Annotated in this window: 1 rRNA gene; it reads right to left on the bottom strand. The window is 53.6% G+C overall.

Annotation, left to right across the window (positions count from 1 at the left end):
* Positions 1 to 1,023, bottom strand: a 23S ribosomal RNA gene (locus tag ACF8PK_RS07005); the annotation flags it as partial.

Below are 1,023 nucleotides of genomic sequence, written 5' to 3'. Positions count from 1 at the left end.
GGCTCGCTTCCCGCTTAGATGCTTTCAGCGGTTATCGATTCCGAACTTAGCTACCGGGCAATGCGTCTGGCGACACAACCCGAACACCAGAGGTTCGTCCACTCCGGTCCTCTCGTACTAGGAGCAGCCCCCTTCAATCTTCCAACGCCCACGGCAGATAGGGACCGAACTGTCTCACGACGTTCTAAACCCAGCTCGCGTACCACTTTAAATGGCGAACAGCCATACCCTTGGGACCGACTTCAGCCCCAGGATGTGATGAGCCGACATCGAGGTGCCAAACACCGCCGTCGATATGAACTCTTGGGCGGTATCAGCCTGTTATCCCCGGAGTACCTTTTATCCGTTGAGCGATGGCCCTTCCATTCAGAACCACCGGATCACTATGACCTGCTTTCGCACCTGCTCGAACCGTCATTCTCGCAGTTAAGCGGGCTTATGCCATTGCACTAACCTCACGATGTCCAACCGTGATTAGCCCACCTTCGTGCTCCTCCGTTACTCTTTGGGAGGAGACCGCCCCAGTCAAACTACCCACCAGGCACTGTCCTCAACCCGGATAACGGGTCTAAGTTAGAACATCAAACATACAAGGGTGGTATTTCAAGGTCGGCTCCAACGCAACTGGCGTCACGTCTTCAAAGCCTCCCACCTATCCTACACATGTAGGTTCAATGTTCAGTGCCAAGCTGTAGTAAAGGTTCACGGGGTCTTTCCGTCTAGCCGCGGGTACACTGCATCTTCACAGCGATTTCAATTTCACTGAGTCTCGGGTGGAGACAGCGTGGCCATCATTACGCCATTCGTGCAGGTCGGAACTTACCCGACAAGGAATTTCGCTACCTTAGGACCGTTATAGTTACGGCCGCCGTTTACCGGGGCTTCGATCAAGAGCTTCGACCGAAGTCTAACCCCATCAATTAACCTTCCGGCACCGGGCAGGCGTCACACCGTATACGTCATCTTACGATTTTGCACAGTGCTGTGTTTTTAATAAACAGTTGCAGCCACCTGGTATCTGCG

This window comes from Vibrio sp. CJQ_6, assembly GCF_043106745.1.
In the GTDB taxonomy this organism is placed as follows: domain Bacteria; phylum Pseudomonadota; class Gammaproteobacteria; order Enterobacterales; family Vibrionaceae; genus Vibrio; species Vibrio furnissii.
Note: the sequence above shows the minus strand (reverse complement) of the source record. Positions and strands in the feature narration are given on the sequence as shown.